Here is a 24,083-nt window from a genome sequence, read left to right as displayed (position 1 = left end):
AATCCCAGCGAGTCCCCCGTTCATGATCTATATAGAGTCTTGAGTCAAAGTACACGACCTGCATACTTTGCCAAGGTAAACACACAATCACTTCCCCTGAAGATTCCTGTGCATTTATTAATAAATTAAAATTTCCCTCTTCAATTAAGCCAGTAACGAAACTAATACTGCTTTTTGTGCATGAAGTCAATTTTCTGCTTGCACCTGCCGCTACGCTTTCGGTGCAGAGCGTCTAGCGTCTAGCTCTCTCTTCTTACTAAGCAAGTAATGAATCTAGAACTGCTTTCGGTGCAGAGCATCTAGTCTTCATTTCTTACTAAGCAAGTAAAGAAACAAGTACCGCTTTTTGAGCATGTAGTCTATTCTCAGCTTGCTCAAAGATATAAGAATTTGGTCCATCGATAACAGATGATGATACTTCTTCTTCACGGTGAGCTGGTAAACAGTGTAAGAACATGTAATCAGATTTTGCATGTGCTACTAAGGCATCGTTAATTTGATATCCTTTGAAATCTTGAAGACGTTTAGCAGACTCTTCTTCTTGACCCATACTAGTCCATACATCTGCATAAACAACATCCGCATTTTTCACTGCCGCTACTGGATCAGTTGTCACTGTTACAATACTTCCGTTTGCTTTTGCAATCTCTTGTGCTTTTGCAATGATTTCTGGATCTGGTTCATACCCGACAGGAGTTGCAACTGCAATGTCCATTCCCACATGAGCAGATGCTACAACTAATGAGTGAGCAACATTATTGCCGTCACCAACGTAAGCTACTTTTAATCCTTTAAAATCGCCTTTATTTTCAGCAATTGTTTCAAGGTCAGCTAATGCTTGGCAAGGATGGTAAATATCCGTTAAACCATTAATCACAGGGATAGAAGCATGTTCAGCTAATTCTTTCACCATTTCATGAGAGTTTGCACGAATCATAATGGCATCTAAATAACCTGATAAAACGTGACCTGTATCTGAAATCGGTTCACCACGGCCAATTTGCATGTCTCGGGAATGCATATACATCGCTTTACCACCAAGTTGATTCATTCCAACTTCAAATGAAATACGTGTACGAGTCGAATTTTTTTCGAAAATCATACCTAAAGTTTTACCTTCTAGTAATTTTGGGCATCTACCGGCTTTTGTAATTGTTTTTAATTGTGTTGCTAATTTAATTAAGTCTTGAACTTCTTCACTTGTATAATCAAGTAGTGTCAGTAGATCTTTTCCTTTCAAACTTGACACTAGCTTTAACTGAACCTCTTCTAGTAATTTCATTAACTAACGCCCCTTATTTCGTTGATGATGAATTCATTATACATTTGTATATTTATTAAATCAAGTGCATTTTTATTATTTTTTAAAACTTTCTCTAAACAAACAATATTCATTAAGTATCGAGCAAATTATGAAATTTACTCATAAATATTCGCATTTAAGATTAAAAATAAATCTTCATTAATACACCAATATTACTTATATGCAAGTTAGACTTAATTAGACATAAAAAAGGGAAGAAAATTTTTTCTCCCCCTCAAACTTTAAATATTAATCAAAAACAATTTTATTTACTGTCTCACGATCTAATCTTTTAATAACTTCTACAACTAATTTTACTGTATTTTCGTAGTCATCTCGATGAAGAATCGCTGCATGAGAATGAATATAACGTGTTGCGATTCCAATTGCCATTGCAGGAACACCATTTGCAGTTAAATGGATTGAGCCAGCGTCAGTTCCTCCACCTGGTGTAGAATCGAATTGATATGGGATATTATGTTCTTCAGCGATATCTACAACAAAGTCTCGAAGTCCTTTATGACCTACCATTGATGCATCATAGATAATAATTTGTGGCCCGTCCCCAAGTTTTGATGTGGATTCTTTTGCAGTAATCCCTGGAGTATCTCCAGCAACACCTACATCTAGCGCAAAACCAATATCCGGTTGAATTTTAAATGTAGATGTTTTGGCGCCACGTAAGCCAACTTCTTCTTGAACATTTCCTACGCCATAAACAATATTTGGATGATTGCTATCCTTTAATGCTTTGAATACATCAATTGCAATGGCACATCCAATACGATTATCCCATGCTTTTGCTAATAACATTTTTTCATTTTTCATCACATTAAATTCAAAATATGGAGTAATCATATCCCCCGGGCGAATTCCCCACTCTAGCGCTTCTTCTTTTGATGTTGCTCCGATATCAATGAATAATTCCTTCATATCAACAACTTTTTTACGAGCTTCCGCAGGTAAAATGTGAGGAGGTTTTGAGCCGATAACCCCAATAATTTCTTCACCTTTACGCGTTGTAATCGTAACGCGTTGGGATAGCATCACGTGACTCCACCATCCCCCAACTGTTTGAAACTTAATAAATCCTTTTTCATCAATTTGTGAAACCATAAATCCAACTTCATCAAGGTGTCCTGCAATCATAATCTTCGGACCATTTGGATCACCAATTTTTTTGGCAATCAAGCTACCGAGGTTATCGTATTCAATTTCGTCTGCCAATGGTTCGATATATTTTTTCATGACTTGTCTTGGTGCTCGTTCATTCCCTGGAATACCATTTGCATCTGTTAATTCTTTTAACATTTTTAACGTATCATCTAATTGAGCCATTTACTTGTCCTCCCAAATCCTAATAACCTGAACGCTGACGCTCATAGTTTTTTTCGTTCTTAGAAATATATGCTTCAATTATATCATCTAATGTGAACTTCAAATTATAAGCTAATACTCCATAACATTGCCAAACTTCACGGTAAGTATCCGCAGTTGGATGTTGAATAAATTGTAAAATGACTTCCTGTGTTTGTAAAAACCAATTTGTTAAATCTTCTTTCTTATTTATCTCTGGCCATGATTCCAACGATAATCCTTTTTCGTTTCCTAATGAAAGAAGAAAGTGAATTGAATCAACAAATTCCTCTAATATAACTTCCCTTTTTGAAGGTCCCTTTGTACTCCAAAATTTAAAACATCTTGTTTCATTAGCGAGTTCTGCCAGTTCAATCATTAATGCTAGTCCTTTTTCTTTAAACACATCTCGATCTATCTTTTGTGTTTGTTCAATAAAAGAATCTAGTTGTCGTTGCATTTCAAAAAGTTCTTTAAATTCCATAAAAAATTCCCTCAATTTCTTTATAAAAAATGAAACTTCATCCACTACTTAATCGTAAATGAAAGTATTACGTTTTTACAAGGGGGACTTTTATGGCTCTTCTAATTATTCGCTTTCTTATCATTGCACTTATCATTTATTTATTTTATAAAGGGGTACGTTTCTTAACTGACCCAAAACGAAAATTAGATGAAGCATATGAGAAGGGAGAATATTATTTTTACGATGATGTGAAAAACGTTCGCAAAAACTTTTTCATTTCCTACAAAGGTGCCTTATTTGAAGGTGAAAAGTATTTAGGAACAACAGAAAATGCTTTTGAAGTCGTTTCAATCTTCGTTTGGGTACACGATACAATGAAACTTCAAGGACTAACAAAAGAAGATTTTCTCTATTTAGAAAAGGAGATTCAATTGAACTACCCAAAAGCCAAAATTAATTGGAAAAATCCAATAGAACAATTAATGAAAAATGAGACTAGTAATGATTGAATACCCACATAAGGATTGTCTAACATTGCATGAACTATGCATGATAGACAATCCTTTTTAATTTATTAATATTTATATTTTTTCTTATAAAAATGGTTATTTGTACAAGGAACAATTAAAGGAAGTCATATAAATAGAGAGAAAGGAGGTGCTAATATGGGTTGTAGAAGAGACCGCGTTATGGGTGATTTTGATAGAAGACATCGCTCTTGTGGATGTAACCGTGTAATGGGTGACTATGATAGAAGACACCGTTCTTGTGGCTGTAATCGTGTTATGGGTGATTTCGATAGAGGCAGAAACAAAGGTCGTGATCGCGTAAGAAACATTAGAGATGACAAATGCCTAAAATGTACAATTGAAATTGTAAGTCCTGAGAGAAATCACGGGAAACATTGTAAGTGCTCGCGTTGTGGGAACAACAGAGGCTGGTAAAAATAATTTAGCTTAATTGCAATTTTGTTTATACAAACCTTCCTAATTTTAGGAACATGATGCGTGCCAATATAGCACGCATTTTTATTTTATACAATCGAAAATACTTTTACTATGAGAAAAATATGAACTGCTGCGAGTAATGGAAAACCAAAGGCAAATGAATTATGTTTTGTTTTGTGTCGGAATAAATACATTCCTAACACACCACCACAAGCTCCACCTAAAATAGCTAACGTGAATAAGGATTTTTCTGATATACGCCACTCATGATTTTTGGCACGGGATTTGTCAATGTACATGAAAATACATAATATGATTGACATGACTGCTATATATGATATTAAAGCTAAATCCATAGTATCCCCCTATCTTTATCTCTATAATAGACAAAAAAGCTGATAGGTTCTCCTACCAGCTTTTTATTAAGTATTTATTATTTTGCACCTGTCGCTTTGCTTTCGGCGCAGAAATAATTTAATTTACTATGTAGATTAAATTATTTCGCTACAGCTTTTTTTGCTGTATCTGCTAATTGAGCAAATGCTTGTGCGTCAGTTACAGCTAAGTCAGCTAACATTTTACGGTTAACTTCGATACCAGCTACTTTTAAACCGTGCATTAAACGGCTGTAAGAAAGACCGTTGATGCGAGCAGCTGCGTTGATACGAGTGATCCATAATTTACGGAAATCACGTTTCTTTTGACGACGGTCACGGTATGCATATTGACCTGATTTCATTACTGCTTGGTTAGCAACTTTGTATAATGTATGTTTTGAACCAAAATAACCTTTTGCTAATTTTAATACTTTTTTACGACGCTTGCGCGTTACTGTTCCGCCTTTTACGCGTGGCATAACAATTACCTCCTGCAATTCTTTCGAATGTTTAATTTAATCACGTTCGTTCATCTATTACACAAAAATTATTTCATGTAAGTAAGTAAAGATCTGATGCGTTTGAAGTCACCTGAAGTAGCAACTTTTGCTTTACGTAAGTGACGTTTTTGTTTAGTAGATTTGTTAGCGAATAAGTGGCTACCGTATGCACGGTCAAATTTTAATTTTCCTTTGCCCGTTTTTTTGAAACGCTTCGCAGCGCCACGGTGAGTTTTCATTTTTGGCATTTCGAATTTCCTCCTAAATATTCGTCAATATTACTTTTTCTCGTTCTTCGGTTGAAGAACTAAGAACATACTTCTGCCTTCCATCTTCGGTTTTTGTTCAACCGTAGATACTTCAGCACAAGCTTCAGCAAAACGATCTAATACGCGTTGTCCAATTTCTTTATGTGTAATGGCACGTCCTTTAAAACGTAAAGAACATTTAACTTTATCGCCTTTTTCAAGGAATTTAATTGCATTACGTAATTTTGTTTGGAAATCATGTTCATCAATTGTTGGACTTAGACGAACTTCCTTCATGTTGATGACTTTTTGATTTTTGCGAATTTCACGATCTTTCTTTTGCTGTTCAAACTTAAACTTACCATAGTCCATAACACGAGCGACTGGTGGCTTAGCTTGAGGGGCCACAAGGACAAGATCCAAGTTTGCACGAGCGGCAAGTTCTAACGCTTCATTACGAGATTTAACTCCTAGCTGATCACCATTATGGTCGATTACACGAAGTTCACGTGCGCGAATGCCTTCGTTTACATACATGTCTTTGCTAATACGAATCCACCTCCAAGATTTGTCGCGAATACACGATTAAGGCTTAGCTAGCCCGGTTGAACGGTACACTTTCTAAGTATGTCCATAAAAAAAGGGACGGACATTATTCAGAAGATGTCCGCCCGCTATATATACATACGCGTCTAATTAGCGTAGTCAATTCAACGTGTCATACCTGTTAACTGCAAAATGCGTAATTCAGGTGAGAAGCGGGCAGCCTCTACTTCAACCACAAACTGTATTCATAACCTAAATAATCATAACACCACAAAGTTTTAATGTCAACTAACATTTATAAATTTCTTTTATTGAATTAGTTAATTGCCTTTGGGGATATGTTATGTGCTATATATTATAACGAATTTGCCAAAATAGCAATGTAATTTGCTTTACAACACTTATTTAGTTGCTTCGGCAGTAATTTTTTCAACAAATTCAGCAAGTGAAACTGTTTCTGAATCTTTAGATCCATAACGACGTACATTTACAGCTTCAGATTCTAATTCTTTATCACCTAATACAAGCATATAAGGAATTTTCTTCATTTGTGCTTCACGGATTTTGTAACCAAGTTTTTCTTCACGGTCATCCATTTCTACACGAATGCCTGCTGCACGAAGATCTGCTACAACTTTTTGTGCATATTCGTAATGTACTTCATTTGAAACAGGGATTACTTCTACTTGAACTGGTGCTAACCAAGTTGGGAAGGCACCTTTGTACTCTTCAATTAAGAAGGCAACGAAACGTTCCATTGTTGAAACGACACCACGGTGAATTACAACTGGACGATGTGGTTTACCATCTTCTCCAACATAAGTTAAGTCAAAACGTTCTGGTTGTAGGAAGTCAAGTTGAACTGTAGATAATGTTTCTTCTTTACCAATAGCAGTTTTCACTTGAACGTCTAATTTAGGACCATAGAATGCAGCTTCACCTTCTGCTTCAAAGTAATCAAGTCCCATATCATCCATCGCTTCTTTTAACATGCTTTGTGCTTTTTCCCACATTTCATCATCATCGAAATATTTTTCTTTATCAGCAGGGTCGCGATAAGATAAACGGAATTTATAATCTTTTAAATCGAAATCTTTATAAACATCTAAAATTAATTCCACAACATTTTTAAACTCTTGTTTAATTTGGTCTGGACGAACAAAAATATGAGAATCGTTTAAAGTCATTCCACGTACACGTTGTAAACCAGATAAACCGCCTGAACTTTCATAGCGGTGCATTGTACCAAGTTCAGCAATGCGAATTGGTAATTGACGATATGAGTGTAATGATGATTTATAAACCATCATATGGTGAGGACAGTTCATAGGACGTAAAACTAATGTTTCGTTATCCATTTCCATTGGTGGGAACATGTCTTCATGGTAATGACCCCAGTGACCTGAAGTTTCATATAATTTCTTAGAACCTAATACTGGTGTGTAAACATGTTGGTATCCAAGTTTTACTTCTTTATCTACAATGTAACGTTCGATAATACGGCGAATTGTCGCTCCATTTGGTAACCAAAGTGGTAAACCTTGACCAACAGTTTGTGATAAAGTGAATAATTCTAACTCTTTACCAATTTTACGATGATCACGTTCTTTTGCTTCTTCTAACATTTGAAGATGATGTTTTAATTCTTCTTTGTTAAAGAAGGCTGTACCGTAAATACGTTGAAGCATTTTGTTATCAGAGTTACCTCTCCAATATGCTCCCGCTAATGATAATAATTTAAATTCTTTTAATTTACCTGTTGATGGTACGTGAATTCCGCGGCAAAGGTCAAAAAATTCACCTTGATAATAAATTGATACTTGTTCGTCAGCTGGAATTGCTTCAAGTAATTCTAATTTATATTCATCACCGATTTCTTCGTAAATTTTTTGTGCTTCATCACGGCTTACATTTTTACGCTCGATTTCGATATTTTCGGCAATGATTTTTTTCATTTCTTTTTCAATTTTTGGTAAATCTTCTGCTGAGATTGGTGTTGGAGAATCGATATCGTAGTAGAATCCACCTTCGATTACAGGACCAATACCTAATTTCACACCTGGGAATAAACGTTTAACAGCTTGAGCTGTTAAGTGAGCTGTAGAGTGACGTAAAATTTCTAATGCTTCTTCAGATTTAGGTGTGATGATTTCAATTGCACCGCCTTCTTCGATTGGTGTTTTAAGGTCGATTTGTACACCATTTAATTTACCAGCTAATGCTTGTTTTTTAAGTCCTGGGCTAATAGAAGCTGCCACATCTTCTGTTGATGTCCCACGTGGAAACTCCTTCACAGCGCCATCTGGGAATGTAAGTTTAATTACTTCTGTCATGATACTTTCTCCTTTTTCTTTGATTTAGTCGATGAAAACGCACATCAGTTCTCGAAACGCTCATAAACAGACAAATTTCGCTACTAGAGCAAAATAAAAAGCGCCATCCCTATGAAAGGGACGACGCGTATGCTCGTGGTTCCACCCTTCTTCCTTCCGAAACACAAAAGGTTTCAGACGAAGCTCTAGGTCGGTTAACGTACCGATAAACGTTAGCGGATTATCCCCGCTAAAGCTCAGAGGTAGTAAAGTTTGTGCCGGTACTAGGAAACTTACAGCCAAGGTTTCCCTCTCTAGAAGTCGTTTCACAAGCTTGTTGTCCTCATCAACGCAAGAGTATTTAAATTCTATCGATAGTATACGCTCGAATGATTTGAATTGCAACTAGCAACCAAAAATTTTATCCACGGCGATTTGTACCATCTAGTGGAACAGGGATAGTAAGGCTTTTAATTCGTTCCATCATCCGCGCTGCTTTAATTCTTTCATAATCCCCTTTTTGAGAATTAGCTAAATGATATTCCAATTCGTCATAGTTAAAATTCGATGAAATAAAAATCGGTTTTTTCTCTGACATTCGATAATTTAATATCGTGCTAAAAATCTCATCCCTTGCCCAACTTGTCATAGATTCAGCGCCAAAATCATCTAACATTAGAACAGGTGCTTTTTTAATATATTCAATTTTTTGTTTGATAGTAGAATCATCAATCGATTCTTTTAATTCTCTTAAAAATTCAGGTACATACATCAATACCGTTTGCACCTTCATTGCAGCTAACTCATTTGCAATAGCTCCAAGAATAAAAGATTTCCCTACACCAAATCCACCATGAATATATAATCCTTTTGATGGAATGGTTTGTTTTTCACGAATTTCATTAATAAAGTCCGCCACAAAGTCCGCAATTCTAATTCGACCTGGTGTGTTGATATCCATTGATTCGATATTTGCAGTAAGAGCATCTTTCGGCATATGGAAACTTCGAATCATCTTTTCGATTTCTCGTTGTTCTTCTTCAATTATTCTTTGAGAACATGGAATATAATCTACAACGATAATTTGATTGCCTAAACGTAATTTAGGAATGAAGCCATTTACATAGTTTGTACAAGTGGCTGTTCCACCACTTCCACAACATTTATGAGCTTGGTTCGTAAATTCTTGTAATGCTGGAAGACTGCGTTCAATAACATCCTCTGTTAATACATTTTCGTGGGTCTTTAGAAATTCTTGAACTTCTTGATTGGCTAAAATATTTCTTTTCACTTCTTCATAACGTTGTTGAAATGAAGGAACGTTGATTACTTTATTTAATGCATTTTTTATTGGTTCTATTGTTCTCACCTACTATTCTTTTCTGCCAAGCTTTTCAAGTATTCTTAACCGCTCTTTTTCAAAATCGATGGAATCCGTTTGCGGGTTATCATTTGTTGCCCCCTGATCATCGCGTTCTTTAAACCATTCTGGGATTTTTTCAACTCTTCCCCATTTACTTCTAGGGCGATTTTCTTGTTCCACTTGTCGTTTCGCATAATTTTCTTTTTCCATTGCGACATGTTCAGCAGCATCTTTAGCTGTTACGAAATTTTTACGACTCCAACTATCTGCAATCGTTTCAACATATGCTCTTGGTAATTTTCCATCTTTTATTTCTAATACATATTCTATTAATACATTCGCAACGCCTACTGGAAGCTTATAACGATGTACAAGCTTTTCAGCAAGTTGAATATTATTCGCATAAGGTTCTACACCATGGTTCATCTTTTTCAAGAATTCATATGGTGTTGTCATTTCATATTCTTTAAACTCTTCTTCAATCACTCGATTACCAATCATTTGTTGTATATCAATTTCGGATATAGTTGGAACATATCCAACATTGCGGAGCATTTCATTCGTTGTTTCTTTATTGTGTATTACAGCTTTAGCTTGTTGTACCGTTTGGATATTTTGATGCACCCAATTAGCTGCAATCGTTTCAACATACTTTTTAGGCAATTGACCTGATTTCAGATTGTATACATATTCAATCAAAACATTAGCGACACCAATAGATAAGCCGCTATTTAAAACAAGGCTTTCTGCTAATTTTAAATTTGAAGCACTAGGTTCATTACCATTTGACAATTGTTTCAAAAATTCATAAGGAGTTTTGGAACTATAATGATCTACATCATTACCATTGCGTTGTATATGTTCCTGTGTTATTTGTGGAACATATCCGAGCTTGCTCTTCATCTCTAACTCTTCTTCTGTTTTTGATAAATATTCAAATGCTTCTTTTGCAGTCTGAATCCCAGCTTGTCTTAAAGTATTCGCAATTGTTTCCACATAACGCTTAGAAAACTTTCCATCCTGTCTAGATAGCACATATTCACTTAATACATTGACAACACCTAAAGGTAAATCATATTTATTAATCAGATCTTCTGCTATTTTAACATTTGTTGGGAAAGGTTCGCTGCCATTATTTATATCTTTCATAAATTCGTAAGGTGGTGTAGATTCATAAAAATAATAAATACCATCCACTTCAGAAAAATCTTTTTTAATAGACTCTCTTGTGATAGATGGAATAAATCCGGTTGTCCTTAAGAATTCTTTATTTTTAATAGTTTTGTCAATTTGATTTAACGCTTCTTCGGCAGAATCAATTCCTATTTTCATCCAGTTACTTGCAATCGTTTCAACAAACCTTCGAGTAACTTTCCCCTCCGTTTGCTCAAAGGCATATTCCATTAATACATTCACGACACCTATTGGCATTGAATAGTTTTTAACTAGGCTTTCTGCTAATTCGATTGTATATGGGAAAGGCTCTCTACCATTATTTAATTGTTTTAAAAATTCATAAGGTATTGTTCGTTCATATTTTGCAAATTGATCATTAACAATGGGAACGTTTTGTTTTGCAAGTTCGGCTTCGCTTACTTGAGGAACATATTCTTTATTTTTCAATTTCTTAAATTTATCGTGTTCTGAGCGAGCGATTGCCATTGCTTCTTTGGCCGTTTTAATATTTTTACGATTCCAATGATCAGCAATTGTTTCAACAAAGTTTTTTGGAAGCTTTTTATCTGTTTGAAGCATAACATATTCAATTAATACGTTCACTACGCCAATATTCATTCCATGGTTAATAAACAGATTCGATACAAGATCCTTTGTATAATCTGTTGGTTCTTTTCCATTATTTAAATTACGTAAATGCTCAATTGGATTTGTTGATTCAAAATACTCGATCATCTCTTGTTCTTTTGATTTAACAGGATTCTCAACAATTCGATTTTCTTCAATCTCTGATGAAAAGAACTTCTGTAATTGAGGAGGTTCCTTTGAAATCGTTAATTTATAAACATCTGCTGCTGCTTTTTTTAATCGATCTCTCGTAAGATTCATTTGATCATCTAGTGCTAAAATGACAACCTTTTGCATTTCAATTGGGTTGAAACGATAAAGGTATGCTAATTTTGCAATAACCTCACGTATTTCTATCGTTAACGTTTTAGACGGCACTAACTGTTCGCTTAAACCACTTTTTAATAAATCAAAATCAAATTCTTCCATGTAAAATGGATAATCAGTTTTAACAGTTGGCTGATTATCCATTTGCTCCACATTGATTTTACTATGAACCGGTTTATAAACGTCCGTAAACGTTCTAGAAATATCCGTATAACCACTAGTAGATATTGTGCTTACGAAACGTTTCCGTAATTTTCGATAGGCCTGTTCACCGATTTTTGAAAAAAGAAACATTGATAGTAAAGGATCTTGGAAAAACGTATTGGCATCAAGAGGACGAATCAGTTCATAAATAAATGAGCGATTTTCTTCTTCCTGTTTGCGAAAAGTTCGAAGCAGTCCAATTGCTTCTAAGGCAATTCGCGCTTCAAAAATTTTTCCGATCGGCATGTTTAAAACACTCATTAAATAATAATGAGTCATACTATTAGTCAATGCATCTTCCGCTTCAGCCCATAATGTTAAATAAAGACTTATCGGTTCAGGCCCTGTTAATGGTTGGTAAAACAACGTTAAGAGTTGTCGCTCCTGCGTTGAAAGTGATTGAGGGAGACTGATTTCAAAATGATCCGCAGGCTGTAATTCCTTATATAAATGAACCATTTTTTACCCTCCTGAAATTTTATTTTTTTAAATCGGATTGACGGTGCAATAAATCTTTTAACTCCGATATAAAGACATTAATATCTTTAAACTGTCGATACACAGAAGCAAATCGAACATAGGCAACTTCATCTTCTTTTGCAAGTAAATCCATAACCATTTCTCCGATTTCTTCTGAACGCACCTCAGAGTTACCGATTCTTCTTAAGTTTTTTTCAATTGAAATTACAATGGATTCTAATGTTTCCAATGGTACAGGACGTTTCTCACATGCACGTATTAAACCACGCAAGACTTTTTCTCGGCTAAATTCTTCCCGAGATCCATCCTTTTTAACAACGATTAGTGGTGTTTCTTCAATTCGTTCAAAAGTTGTAAAACGATACCCGCAAGATTCACATTCTCTTCTTCTTCTAATTTCTTTATTATCGTCAACTGGTCTTGAATCAACTACCCGTGTACCATTATATTGACAAGCTGGACATCTCATATATATTCTCCGTTCAACTTAATTTCGTAATCATATTATAACAAATCTATTTGCGCTATAAAAATGCTCTATTTCTTTTTGCAAGTTAACATTTTAATACAATTTACAAAACATGAAAAGAGTACGAGATGTAGCAACAGTTTACAAAGAATACTAAAGGAGCACTAATACAAATTTGTACTTCCTAATTATTTCCTATACAAAGAAAAAAAGGCAGGAATGTATATCCTACCTTTGACTTAATTGATATTTATTTCACAAGGTTATGCAGTAACAGTTTCTAAAGCTTTAACAATTTTCTTCGTTAAATCTACAACACGTGCAGAATAACCCCACTCATTGTCATACCAAGCTAAAACTTTTACTTTTCTTGTACCCATTACCATTGTTAATAATCCATCAACAGTTGAAGAATAAGTTGTTGTATTGTAGTCAGTTGATACTAATGGTTCTACTGAGAAGTTTAAGATTCCTTTTAATGGACCTTCTGCTGCAGCTTTAAACGCATTGTTTACTTCTTCAACAGTTACATCTTTTTGTAAGTCTACAACTAGGTCTACTAAAGAAACGTTAGAAGTTGGAACACGTAAAGCCATACCATGTAGTTTACCTTGTAATTCTGGAAGCACTAATGCTAATGCTTTAGCAGCCCCAGTTGATGTTGGAATAATACTCTCCGCACATGCACGGGCACGGCGTAAATCTTTATGTGGATTATCAATATTTTTTTGGTCATTTGTATAGGCATGAACTGTAGTCATTAAACCATTTTCAATTCCAAATGTATCATTTAATACTTTTGCTACAGGAGCTAGACAGTTCGTTGTACATGATGCATTAGAAATAACATCGTGCTTAGAAATATCTAATAATTCATCATTTACACCCATAACAACTGTAACATCTTCGTTTTTACCAGGGGCAGTTAAAATTACTTTTTTAGCACCAGCTTCTAGGTGCATTGCTGCCTTACTACGTTCATTAAATTTACCAGTTGCTTCAATTACAATATCCACACCTAATTCTTTCCATGGTAATTGTAATGGATCACGTTCACTAATTAACTCTACTCGTTTACCGTTAACAATTAATGCGTTTTCAGCAGTTTCGACAGTACCCTCAAATCTACCGTGATTTGTGTCATACTTTATTAAATGAGCTAATGTTTCAGCTGGGTAGCTTGCATTAATAGCTACAATATTTAAATCTTCTTGTACAATTGCTTGGCGGAAAACCATGCGACCAATTCGGCCAAAACCATTTATTGCAATAGAAACTGTCATTATCTATAAAGCCTCCTGTAATATGCTCTTAATTATGTTATCTGTTCTCTCCAAATAGTATAGCACATTCGTAAAAAAGGTGAACATATTTCTTCAACAAAATAAAAATTCTTATATTCTGAAAAATAAGAAAAGCGGAGAACGCTCGTTCAGCTCTTGAAGGCACTGGAGACTTCCGACAAGCGTGTTTACACGCGTAGGAGGAAGTTGAAGTGTCCGAAAGAGCTAGCGTTCGCAGCTAGACATATCCGAAAAGCGGAGCGCGTTCGTTCAGCCGTGAAAGAAACTGGAGACTTCTGACAAGTGTGCTCGCACACGCAGGAAGAAGTCGAAGTTTCCGAACGGCTAACGCGCGCAGCTAGACATCTTAGAAAAGCGGAGCGCGTTCGTTCAGCCGTGAAAGAAACTGGAGACTTCTGACAAGTGTGCTCGCACACGCAGGAAGAAGTTGAAGTTTCCGAACGGCTAACGCGCGGAGCTAGACATATCCGAAAAGCGGAGCGCGTTCGTTCAAGCGTAATACCCATAATAATACTTACTTTTAAATCCAATGATAATAAATCGAATTTCAAATACATCAAAATAAAAAAACCTCTACGCTTAGAGTAGAGGTTAAAGCATGTTATTATGCCTTGTAATTTCAAGGGGAATGTTATAACACATTCCATTTATTTAAAATATCTTCGAGTTGTTGTCTAGTTTCTTCAATCGACCCATTATTATTTATCACCGCATCTGCACCTTGTTCCTTGATTGAAAGAGGTAACTGTGAACTGATGCGCGCTTTTGCATCTTCTTCATTTAATTGATTGCGTTCAATCAATCGTTTCAATTGCGTCTCTTCATTTACTGAAACAACAAGTATTTTTTCAACGTAATGTTGCAGTTTACTTTCAAATAACAGAGGAATATCCATAATAACTGTTTTTGCCCCGTTCGCAACATGTTCATCCCGTTGACGCAACATTTCTGCTCTAATGGCTGGATGGATAATATCATTTAATACTTTACGTTTAGATTCGTCATGAAAAATGATGGAGCCGACTTTTGCTCGATCCATTGTTCCTTCAGGTGTTATTACTTCTGGACCAAAAGCATCCGCTATTTTTTGTAATGTTTCACTCCCAGGCTCTACTACTTGTCGAGCTACTAAATCCGCATCAACAATTGGAAAACCATATTCTTTTAACATATTTGCTACTGTACTTTTACCACTCGCGATACTACCAGTTAACCCAATAATCATTCCCAAATCCCACACCTTTTAATGTTGACATTGTGGGCAATAGACTGAAGTACGCCCACCAATGACCATCGATTTTGTATTTGATCCGCATTGAGGACAGATTTTCTTACCGTACATTTTAAGTCGGTGCTGCATTCCACCTGCTTCACCGTTAATGTTACGATAATCCGAAATTGTTGATCCGCCCATATCAATACTTTCTTGTAAAATGTTGCGGATAACTTCAAATAATTCAATCTTTCTCTGTTTACTTATACGGCTCGTTTTTCGACCAGGATGAATTCCCATCTTAAATAGTGATTCAGTTGCGTAAATATTACCGCAACCGGAAATTACTTGTCCGTCCATAATGACTTCTTTAATCGGTTTATTTTGATATTTCGGTAACTCACTCTTTCTGAGGAAAAAATCACAAGCATCTTCTTCAAAAGGTTCTGGTGCCATTTGCAATAGCGGTGCATGTTCTTCTTCCTTCACAATAAAGCGCATTTCCCCAAATCGACGAATATCACTATAAACAAGCAGTTCCCCTGACGTTAAGTAAAAAACACCATGGGTATGCTTCCTGAATTTTTCTTCTGTAATCTCATTTAAATCATTAACGACAAACCAAGCACCTGTCATACCTAAATGATTAACAAATAAATACTCAGCATTATTTTTTTCTAAATGAAAATAGATATATTTGGATCGCCGTGTTATTTTCGAAAATGTCATTCCTTGCATTGCTTGTTCAAATAAGTTAGGTTCTATCGCTTTCACAATGCATTGCTTACCTTCTGCCCAAGAATTATAAATCGTTTGGGATAGTTCAACCTTTTCAATTGTCTTCCCTTCTACTTTAGGCACTAACGCCCGAACAACACCTTCTACTTCTGGTAATTCAGGCATCTCTACACTTCCTTACTTTGCATCGTACCAAGTACTACCATATGAGAAATCCACTTTTAAAGGTACTTTTAATTCTATAGCATTTTCCATTACTTCTGGTACAATTCGTTCTAAAATTTCAATTTCATCTCGTGGCGCTTCAAATATTAATTCGTCATGCACCTGTAATAATAATTTCGATTTAAGCCCCTCTTCTTTTAATTTTGCATCCATATCAATCATTGCCTTTTTAATAATGTCAGCAGCACTTCCTTGAATTGGGGTGTTCATTGCAGTTCTTTCTGCAAAACTTCTTAAATTAAAGTTTCGATTTGTAATATCCGGTAAATATCGACGACGATTTAAAATCGTAGTGACATATCCTTTTAATTTCGCATCCTGAACAATATTATCCATATACTCTTTTACACCAGGAAAGCTTTGTAAATATTTATCAATAAACTCACCCGCTTCTTTACGAGTAATATCTAAATTCTGAGATAAACCGTAATCACTGATTCCATATACAATACCGAAGTTAACTGCTTTTGCAGCACGGCGCATATTACTCGTTACTTCATCTTCTGAAACATGGAACACATCCATTGCAGTACGAGTATGAATATCCATTCCTTGATTAAAGGCATCTACTAAATTTTCGTCATTAGACATATGTGCAAGAACACGTAATTCAATTTGTGAATAATCCGCAGCAAACAAGACCCAATCTTCATTTGAAGGTACAAATGCTTGTCTTATTTTACGTCCTTCTTCTAAACGAATCGGGATATTTTGAAGATTTGGATCTGTAGAACTTAATCGACCCGTTGCCGTTAATGCTTGTTGGAAACGAGTATGCACTTTACTATCTTCACGGTGTACTTCCTTGATTAACCCTTCAATATACGTTGACTTCAATTTCGCCAACTGACGGTAATCTAAAATATATTTTACGATGGTATGTTCTGTTTGTAGTCTTTCTAACACATCAGCAGCAGTGGAGTATCCTGTTTTCGTTTTCTTAATAACAGGTAAACCTAACTTTTCAAATAGAATCACACCAAGCTGTTTTGGTGAATTAATATTGAATGTTTCACCTGCTAATTCATAAATTTCTTTCTCTAAAGATGTGATTTTCTCTTCAAGTTCTACACCCATTTTTTCTAATGTTTCAATATTAACTTTAATCCCTTCACTTTCCATTTTGCCTAGGATGGTAGCTAAAGGTAGTTCAAGATCATAGTACAGATCAAATTGTTCATTTTCTCTTAATTTTTCTTCAAGTACTGGTTGTAATGTCCAAATAGCAAATGCCTTTCTTGCCACATGCTCAGCTAACACATTTTCATTAGGAACAGTCCATTTTGCACCTTTACCATATATCGTTTCATTCGCTTGAACATCACGATATCCGAATTCGGAGGCAAGTGTTGCAACATCATCACCAGAAATAGCTGGATTTACAATATAGGACGCAAGCAACATATCAAACTCTACTCCACGCAAATCAATATTTATACGGTTTAAAATGGCTTGTGCAGCTTTGCTATCAGACATATATTTTTTCTTTGAATCATCTTCTAGCCAATTTTTTAACGTTTCATTATTGCTTAAAGTATCAATGGAAACGAAAAAATTAGCTTGTCCATCTGAAAAACCAACACCTAAAATTTGGCAAGTGTGATAGTGTTCGTTTTCTATCTCTACATGGACAGCCATTGCGTCTTTTAACATATCAGGTGTCACTTCTTGAACAATTTCAAAATCTAATTCTGCCGTAACTTTCTCTTCAACTTGGAAATCACTTTTTTCAATTAACGATTTGAACGAAAGCTCCTGCCACACTTGTAAAACTTCTTCTTCATTTGGACCAGGGTAATCTAAATCTTCTAATGAAATGTCAATCGGTGCATCAGTAAAGATGGTTGCTAATTTTTTTGACATCTTCGCTTGTTCTTCGTTCGCTTCAAGCTTCTCTTTCATTTTCGATTTTTTCATACCATCAATTTGTTCGTATAGCGCTTCTACAGAACCATATTCCTTCAGCAGTTTTATCGCTGTTTTTTCACCTACGCCAGGTACCCCTGGAATATTATCGGATGGATCTCCCATTAACCCTTTCATATCAATAATTTGTTTAGGTGTTAAGCCATATTTTTCTTCAATATGACTAGGTGTGTATTTCTCAATATCTGTCATACCTTTTCGAGTAATATATACGCTCACTTGCTCTGTTGCTAGTTGAGTTAAATCTTTATCCCCCGAAACAATAATGACTTCCATATCTTTATTTTCAGCTTGTTTTGCTAAAGTACCAATTATATCATCTGCTTCATAGAGTTCTTTTTCGTATCGTTTAATTTGATACGCATCAATTAGTTTTCGTAAGTATGGAAATTGCTCCGACAATTCTGGTGGTGTTTTTTGACGTCCACCTTTATATTCATCAAAGGTTTCATGACGGAATGTAGTTTTTCCTGCATCAAAGGCTACTAGCATTTTTGTCGGTTTTTCTTCTTCTAAAATCTTTTGAAGCATCGTTGTAAATCCGTACACCGCATTTGTATGGATGCCACTTTCATTTGCAAGAAGCGGTAATGCAAAAAATGCTCGATAGGCCAAACTATTTCCGTCCAGTAATAATAATTTTTCTTTTGCCATCAAAATTCTCCTTTATTATGTAAATCAAAAACTTCACGAAGTATCTCTATTTAACTTTATCTTTATTAACGACTTTTTTCCATTATAAAACACGTATCCATCGATAAACGATCAATACGTGTTTTGTCATTAAATATTATTACCTTTTTAGCATACGTTTTTCTTTCGGATAAAAGATTTCTTCATAAATAACAGTGATTAAAAATGCATTTAAAAAGGAAATTACTAAATATAATGGCATTCCAGCTAATTTATAAGTCATAAATGAACGTGCAAAAACTTCAACAAAACCAACTTGTGCAAAATAAAAAATCATACCTACACCGACTTGCCAAATCGGGCGTTTGTCTTTTCGTTGATCAAACTTGAAAACTTTTTTAAAACTATTACGTACTTCTTCTGCAACAAATAATGTTAAAAAGAATAAAGGAATAAATGTTATTGGTATATAGAAAATTTCAAATTTCGTCCAAGTATAAGGTGTCGGAGTAAATAAAGCTGTAATTGAACAAGTCATAATAAAAGCTAACAATACATTTTGAATCCATTTATTTAAGTTATTCAATCGCTTTACCTCTTTTCTATTAAAAAATTACTATTTTATTATAACAATAAATATACTAATAGAAAGTAGTAAATTGTGTTAATTAGTATTCTTATATGTATTTTCTTAAGTGTGAGCGGACTAAGCACACAAGCCGCAAAGCCAACTTGTAGTTGTCTTTACGACTTGTCTTTGTGCTTGTGTTAGGTCCGCTCACAGTCGTTTCATATCTACTAAAATTTCTAAAATACTGCGCGGCTTACTGTGGTAGGCCGCGTTTTCTAATATAAATCGCTAACGAAACATAAAATTTGATTAGAACCTTAATTTCAATAACTAAAAAACCACCTACCAGAATCGCTCTGATAGGTGGTGAAAAATTTTATTATTCTAGGTAGCCGGATAAAATTTTTGCATATGGTGAATCTGATGGTAGGATAATCATAGTATCATCATCAATTGTCTTTTTATACGATTCTAAAGTACGATACAATGAATAGAACTCTGGATCCTTAGAGAATTCTCTGTTATAAATTTTCGCAGCCTCTGATTCCCCTTCAGCTCGAATCAATGCAGCTTCTTTTTTAGCCGTTGCAATTAATTCTTGTACCTTTCGATCCGTTTGTGCCTCGATACGATTTTTCTCGGCGTCCCCTTCAGATAAATACTTTTGTGCAATAGATTCACGTTCAGAAATCATACGTGTATAAACGGATTGTTCATTTTCTTCTGGTAAGTCCGTACGACGAATACGAACATCCACTACTTCAATACCAAAATTCCCATCCGTTAATAATTCATTCACTCTTTCTGTCACTTTATCATTAATACTACCACGTGAAGAATTTTCATCATTAATGATATCATCATAATTTAATTGTCCTAACTCAGTTCGAATAACCGAGTAAATATATTCTTCCATACGCGATTCTGCATTCACTAAGTTCCCCGCATTCGAAATCAATGCCTTTGGATCGGTAACGCGCCAAACTGCATAATTATCAATAATGATTCGCTTTTTATCTAACGTATTAATCTCTTCTTCTGTCATATCATACGTCATTAAATTTTTCGGTAATGTTGTCACACTTTGAATAAACGGCACTTTAAAATTAATACCCGGTTCATTTTCGTATTTTACAACTTCTCCAAATTGACGTACTACACGATATTCATTTTCTTTTACAATATAAATATTAGCAAGGATTATAACTATTACTGCAAACAAGGCTGTTAGAACGATGGCAGACTTGGCAAATTTACGACCATCAAAGGGCTTTTTATTCTTTTCTTTTATTACTTTTGCATCTTTAATATCAACAACGTTTTTATCCTTTTTATTTTTGCTAGCAAAAAGTGATTTAATGAATTTCTCTAAATCGCCATCAAAGTTGTTGTTACTCATTGTTTGTCGCCTCCTTCAGTAGATTCTTCAGTTTGTTTTGGAGAAGAACTAGCTGTCGGTTGAAGAGGTAAATATTTTAACGTTTCCCCTTCATCATTCATGATATAAATTTGAGCATTTGGAAGTACAGCCTCTAACGTTTCAACAATTAAACGTTGTCGGGTAATTTCTTTATTGCCCGCATATTGCTCATATAACTTTTTAAATACTGCAACTTCACCTTCTGCTTGTTGAATACGTGCAACTTTTTCACCTTCAGCACGGGAAATTATTGCATCTTTTTCCCCTTGAGCTTCACTTAGCTTTTGGTTTTCATATTTTTTTGCTTCGTTCGTTTTCGTATTTTTCGTTTCGCGCGCATCCGTTACGGCTGTAAACGCTGCACGAACTTCAGCATTTGGTAATTCAACATCTTGTAGCTTAACCCCTAAAATACTAATTCCGATATCATATTTTTCAATTAAATTAACTAGTAAATCTCGAGTACTCGCTTCAATTTCAGCCTTTCCATCTGTTAAAGCTTCATCAATTGTTGAGCTACCAATGATAGAGCGAATCGCACTTGAAGTGGCATTATGTAGTATCTTTTTTGGATTTTCTGCATTGAATAAATATTTTTCAGGGTCTGTAATTTTCCATTGTACAATTAAATCGGTTAATACAATGTTTTCATCACCAGTAATCATCTTCGTTTCACTATCAAACGTTTCGACTACCCCTTCATCGGTCTGTTTATAGCCGAATTGTAAACTATATGTCTCTTTTGAAAGTACCTCAACCTTTTGGATTGGCCACGGTAACTTAAAGTGCAAACCTGAATCCGTAATGGTTTCATCTGCAGACCCAAATGTAATGACAACTGCTTGCTCTGATTCATCAACAGTGTACCAAGATGTAAAAACAGCTAATAATGCAATGATTGCTAGTACCGACATACCTGTGATGAGCAATGTTTTTTTTACACTCATTTTCATCCTCCTCGTTTTTTTGAATTACCTTATTTACGTAAAAATTTATAAAAAGTTTCATTAATTACAAAAATATTAACAATCAATAAATTGTTGCAAAAAGAAAATGCCCCACTCATGGTGAGACATTTACTTTATACTTTGCAATATTACTAAATCTGAAACAGGGGGTTTCTAGATTTAAGGTTAGTCGATGAATATGAAGGGAACATAACAATAATGTAAAGAAATTGTTAATTCAAGTTTCTTTGCAAAGGAATTAACACTTTCATACAAGTCCCTTTCCCTACTGTACTTTCGACTTGAATTTTTCCTTGATGTGCTTCGATGATATGCTTAACAATGGCTAGACCAAGGCCCGTTCCACCTGAATTACGACTTCTTGCTTTATCTACCCGATAAAATCGTTCAAATATCCGGGCAATTTCATTTTTCGCAATGCCAATTCCTTGATCTTCTACTTCGATAATTCCGAATCTGTCGCTTTGTTTAATTCTTAAAGATATCGTTGTGTTTTCCGGTGAATAGGTAATCGCATTTGTTATTAAATTCGTAAATACTTGTATTAAACGATTGAAATCACCCGCAATGATGACATCCTGTTCAGCGTCAATCTGAAACTGCATATTTTTTTCAACTAAACGCGGGATAGTTAGCTCCACTGCACGATTTAAAACATCTTGTAAACTTGTTGGCATAATTTTTACAGAAAAACCATGTTGCTCAATTCTAGATAATTCAAGTAAATCTTCTATCAACATTTGTAGTCGATTACTTTCTTGATAAATTATATCTAAAAATGAAATAAGCATTTGTTCATCTTTAAATGCACCATCCAACAAAGTTTCCGAAAATCCTTTAATGGACGTAATTGGTGTGCGCAATTCATGGGATACGTTCGCAACAAAATCTTTTCGAATTTGTTCGAGTCGAATTAGCTCTGAAATATCATGCATAACAATAACAACACCTAACCAACGCCCATGCTCTCCAACTACTGGGGCACCGTATACTTGTTTGTATTGAATTTCATGATTTACAACAATTTCAATTTGTTTACGATAAGGTAGCTCCGTTAAAAAAACATGATCAATAAACTTCTCTAATTTTTCTGGTAAACCTAAAGTTAAGAAATTTTTCCCTCGTACTTCATCTAACTGTAATTCAAAGCCATCTAAAAATTGACGATTAACTATCGAAACAGTAGCTTCGCGGTCAATCATAATTAGTGCGCTACCCATATTTTCAATTAACGTTTTCAATCGTTCATCTTCAATTTCTTTTAACTTTTCTATCTCTTGTAAGTTTCGAGCCAATAAATTTATCGAGTTTCTCAAGTCAACGATACTGGCAGGACCTGCAGCATATGCTCTCGCTCGATAATTTCCTTTTGTTAATTCCCTAGCTGTTTGTGTAATATTATCAATTGGGTCTAGTAAATTTCTTATTAACCTGCTCGTAACCAAACAGATAAAAATAAATGCAACAATTAAACATAAATTCATAACAAAGGCAAACTGTTTTTTGAAGTAATCCAATTGATAATCATCAATTTTTATATTGTTTTCGATAAAAAATTTTTCAATATAGAAAGGAAAAAGCTGGCCTAAGACAAAGCCAAGGACAGCTAAAATAGAGCCAGTTAATATGATGTAAAATAAAAAGAGTCTATTGCTATAAGCTTTCATACCATTTTCGGCTCCTCGAATTTATACCCGATTCCTCTAATCGTTTTAATGTATTTCGGTTTACGGCTATTCTCTTCAATTTTATCCCTTAAGTGACTGATATGAACATCTACAATTCGTGTATCACCTGCAAAATCATAGTTCCATACTGCACTCAACAATTGGTCACGTGTTAATACACGATTTTTATTTTCTAATAAATAAACAAGTAATTCAAATTCTTTCGGTGTAAAGTCTAATGGTTCCTCATTTAAGAAAGCTTCAAAACGTTCTGGATAAACTTGCAAGTTCCCAAATTGATAAAACGTTTTATCCATTTCTACCTCTTGTGATGGAGTCGTTGTGAATCGACGTAAAACTGCTTTTACCCTCGCCACTAATTCACGTGGACTAAATGGTTTTGTCATATAATCATCTGCACCAAGTTCTAGTCCAAGTACTTTATCAAACTCATCATCCCGCGCTGTTAACATAATAATTGGTATATTGAATTTTTGACTACGTATTTCCTTACAAACTTCCATACCATCCATCGTTGGTAACATTAAATCAAGAATAATTAAATCAGGTACATGAGTAATAGCAGTTTCTAGACCTGTTTTTCCATCATGAGCAAGCAAGACTTCATAACCCACTCGTTCTAAATTATATTTTAATAATGTTGCGATTGAAATTTCATCTTCTACAACTAAGATTGTTTTTGTCATCGTTAAACCT

22 protein-coding genes are annotated in these 24,083 nt (G+C 34.8%); 2 read left to right on the top strand and 20 right to left on the bottom strand.

What is annotated here, in order from left to right; translation table 11 throughout:
* Positions 1-316: 316 nt before the first annotated feature.
* The 3 genes from argF to D8M03_RS00570 all read right to left on the bottom strand — a co-directional run bounded on the left by argF (position 317) and on the right by D8M03_RS00570 (position 3,143).
* Entirely contained in the window at positions 317-1,282 is a 966-nt protein-coding gene (gene argF / locus D8M03_RS00580; protein ID WP_121212732.1) for an ornithine carbamoyltransferase, read from the bottom strand.
* Between the two features lie 270 nt (positions 1,283-1,552).
* Complete coding sequence (locus D8M03_RS00575; protein WP_121212731.1) at positions 1,553-2,641, bottom strand: M42 family metallopeptidase; 1,089 nt, start codon at positions 2,639-2,641, stop codon at positions 1,553-1,555.
* A 19-nt stretch (positions 2,642-2,660) separates the two neighbouring features.
* Positions 2,661-3,143, bottom strand: coding sequence for a dUTP diphosphatase (locus tag D8M03_RS00570; protein ID WP_121212730.1), 483 nt, complete (start codon positions 3,141-3,143; stop codon positions 2,661-2,663).
* Positions 3,144-3,235: 92 nt separating this feature from the next.
* Here D8M03_RS00570 and D8M03_RS00565 point away from each other — a divergent pair, with 92 nt between their 5' ends.
* Both D8M03_RS00565 and D8M03_RS00560 read left to right on the top strand, forming a co-directional pair.
* On the top strand, positions 3,236-3,634 hold the full coding sequence (locus D8M03_RS00565; protein WP_121212729.1) for a sigma-w pathway protein ysdB: 399 nt from the start codon (positions 3,236-3,238) through the stop codon (positions 3,632-3,634).
* Between the two features lie 156 nt (positions 3,635-3,790).
* Positions 3,791-4,069: a hypothetical protein gene (locus tag D8M03_RS00560; RefSeq protein ID WP_121212728.1), complete on the top strand. Its 279-nt coding sequence runs from the start codon at positions 3,791-3,793 to the stop codon at positions 4,067-4,069.
* Positions 4,070-4,158: 89 nt separating this feature from the next.
* Here the strand turns inward: D8M03_RS00560 and D8M03_RS00555 are convergent, their stop codons facing one another.
* From D8M03_RS00555 to D8M03_RS00470, 17 genes are all read right to left on the bottom strand, one after another.
* The gene (locus D8M03_RS00555) at positions 4,159-4,428 is read right to left on the bottom strand and encodes a DUF1294 domain-containing protein (RefSeq protein WP_121212727.1); all 270 of its coding nucleotides are present in this window, start codon (positions 4,426-4,428) and stop codon (positions 4,159-4,161) included.
* Between the two features lie 140 nt (positions 4,429-4,568).
* Positions 4,569-4,928 carry a 50S ribosomal protein L20 gene (gene rplT, locus D8M03_RS00550; RefSeq protein WP_121212726.1) on the bottom strand — a complete coding sequence of 120 codons (360 nt, stop codon included), beginning with the start codon at positions 4,926-4,928 and terminating at the stop codon, positions 4,569-4,571.
* A gap of 68 nt (positions 4,929-4,996) precedes the next feature.
* On the bottom strand, positions 4,997-5,197 hold the full coding sequence (gene rpmI, locus D8M03_RS00545) for a 50S ribosomal protein L35 (RefSeq protein ID WP_097072856.1): 201 nt from the start codon (positions 5,195-5,197) through the stop codon (positions 4,997-4,999).
* A gap of 30 nt (positions 5,198-5,227) precedes the next feature.
* The gene (gene infC / locus D8M03_RS00540; RefSeq protein WP_121212725.1) at positions 5,228-5,734 is read right to left on the bottom strand and encodes a translation initiation factor IF-3; all 507 of its coding nucleotides are present in this window, start codon (positions 5,732-5,734) and stop codon (positions 5,228-5,230) included.
* A 410-nt stretch (positions 5,735-6,144) separates the two neighbouring features.
* Positions 6,145-8,076: a threonine--tRNA ligase gene (thrS, locus tag D8M03_RS00535; protein WP_121212724.1), complete on the bottom strand. Its 1,932-nt coding sequence runs from the start codon at positions 8,074-8,076 to the stop codon at positions 6,145-6,147.
* Between the two features lie 400 nt (positions 8,077-8,476).
* Positions 8,477-9,424 (bottom strand): primosomal protein DnaI, encoded by a 948-nt coding sequence (gene dnaI, locus D8M03_RS00525; protein ID WP_245987377.1) that lies wholly within the window; start codon positions 9,422-9,424, stop codon positions 8,477-8,479.
* 3 nt (positions 9,425-9,427) lie between these two features.
* A complete protein-coding gene (locus tag D8M03_RS00520; protein ID WP_121212722.1) occupies positions 9,428-12,211 on the bottom strand; it encodes a DnaD domain protein in 2,784 nt (927 codons plus the stop codon).
* Positions 12,212-12,230: 19 nt separating this feature from the next.
* A complete protein-coding gene (gene nrdR, locus D8M03_RS00515) occupies positions 12,231-12,701 on the bottom strand; it encodes a transcriptional regulator NrdR (protein WP_121212721.1) in 471 nt (156 codons plus the stop codon).
* A 263-nt stretch (positions 12,702-12,964) separates the two neighbouring features.
* Positions 12,965-13,984, bottom strand: coding sequence for a glyceraldehyde-3-phosphate dehydrogenase (locus D8M03_RS00510; protein WP_121212720.1), 1,020 nt, complete (start codon positions 13,982-13,984; stop codon positions 12,965-12,967).
* Positions 13,985-14,636: 652 nt separating this feature from the next.
* Complete coding sequence (gene coaE / locus D8M03_RS00505) at positions 14,637-15,230, bottom strand: dephospho-CoA kinase (RefSeq protein ID WP_121212719.1); 594 nt, start codon at positions 15,228-15,230, stop codon at positions 14,637-14,639.
* Positions 15,231-15,248: 18 nt separating this feature from the next.
* Entirely contained in the window at positions 15,249-16,121 is an 873-nt protein-coding gene (gene mutM, locus D8M03_RS00500; protein ID WP_121212718.1) for a bifunctional DNA-formamidopyrimidine glycosylase/DNA-(apurinic or apyrimidinic site) lyase, read from the bottom strand.
* Between the two features lie 12 nt (positions 16,122-16,133).
* A complete protein-coding gene (gene polA / locus D8M03_RS00495; protein WP_121212717.1) occupies positions 16,134-18,761 on the bottom strand; it encodes a DNA polymerase I in 2,628 nt (875 codons plus the stop codon).
* Between the two features lie 139 nt (positions 18,762-18,900).
* Positions 18,901-19,326: a DNA polymerase I gene (locus tag D8M03_RS00490; RefSeq protein ID WP_121212716.1), complete on the bottom strand. Its 426-nt coding sequence runs from the start codon at positions 19,324-19,326 to the stop codon at positions 18,901-18,903.
* A 364-nt stretch (positions 19,327-19,690) separates the two neighbouring features.
* Complete coding sequence (gene hflC / locus D8M03_RS00485) at positions 19,691-20,710, bottom strand: protease modulator HflC (RefSeq protein ID WP_121212715.1); 1,020 nt, start codon at positions 20,708-20,710, stop codon at positions 19,691-19,693.
* The gene (gene hflK, locus D8M03_RS00480; RefSeq protein ID WP_121212714.1) at positions 20,707-21,678 is read right to left on the bottom strand and encodes an FtsH protease activity modulator HflK; all 972 of its coding nucleotides are present in this window, start codon (positions 21,676-21,678) and stop codon (positions 20,707-20,709) included. The genes hflC and hflK overlap by 4 nt, the downstream gene beginning before the upstream one ends.
* A 233-nt stretch (positions 21,679-21,911) precedes the next feature.
* The gene (gene pnpS, locus D8M03_RS00475) at positions 21,912-23,366 is read right to left on the bottom strand and encodes a two-component system histidine kinase PnpS (protein WP_121212713.1); all 1,455 of its coding nucleotides are present in this window, start codon (positions 23,364-23,366) and stop codon (positions 21,912-21,914) included.
* Positions 23,363-24,073, bottom strand: coding sequence for a response regulator transcription factor (locus tag D8M03_RS00470; RefSeq protein WP_121212712.1), 711 nt, complete (start codon positions 24,071-24,073; stop codon positions 23,363-23,365). The genes pnpS and D8M03_RS00470 overlap by 4 nt, the downstream gene beginning before the upstream one ends.
* Positions 24,074-24,083 lie beyond the last annotated feature (10 nt).

This window comes from Ureibacillus endophyticus, from assembly GCF_003628435.1.
Classification (GTDB): domain Bacteria; phylum Bacillota; class Bacilli; order Bacillales_A; family Planococcaceae; genus Ureibacillus; species Ureibacillus endophyticus.
This window is presented reverse-complemented; position numbering and strand designations above follow the sequence as displayed.